The 425-nt window shown below is 63.8% G+C and carries 1 protein-coding gene and 1 pseudogene; both read right to left on the bottom strand.

Annotated elements, in window-relative coordinates; translation table 11 throughout:
• Positions 1-148: pseudogene (locus P3H15_RS55340) on the bottom strand (wax ester/triacylglycerol synthase domain-containing protein); the annotation flags it as partial.
• An 82-nt stretch (positions 149-230) separates the two neighbouring features.
• A complete protein-coding gene (locus P3H15_RS55335) occupies positions 231-410 on the bottom strand; it encodes a hypothetical protein (protein WP_346348903.1) in 180 nt (59 codons plus the stop codon).
• Positions 411-425: the final 15 nt, after the last annotated feature.

Genomic DNA, 425 nt, shown 5'->3' with positions numbered 1-425 from the left:
ATCAGGTGCATCTCCCACAGCGGCCGGCTGCGGTCGAGCAGGGTGCCGTGCAGCCATCGACCTCGTCGTGCGGACGGGTGTCCCAACCCCACTGGCCGAGTGACGTCACCGAGCGGCGGGCCCGTTTACGGAAGGGCGCCGACTTGCGTGTTCTCTCAGGACCCAACAGTATGCCGATATAACTCTTCTCCCACCGACACTCGGGCCGGCAGCAGTGAAAAGAATGCTTGTCAGTGTTCCACCCATGAGCGTCTGCCGTTCCACATGCGGGAACGAAACAGTCCGGTCGCACCGTCGGCGACCTCGACGTCGGCCGGGACGATGCCGTAGACATACACCCCGGTCGTCTGCTTCGTCTGCTTCGTCTGCTTCGTCTGCTTCGTCTGCTTCGTCTGCTCCGAGGAGGCCATCACCGGTCACCCCGC

Source organism: Rhodococcus sp. T2V (assembly GCF_029269925.1).
In the GTDB taxonomy this organism is placed as follows: Bacteria; Actinomycetota; Actinomycetes; order Mycobacteriales; family Mycobacteriaceae; genus Rhodococcus_F; species Rhodococcus_F koreensis.
This window is presented reverse-complemented; position numbering and strand designations above follow the sequence as displayed.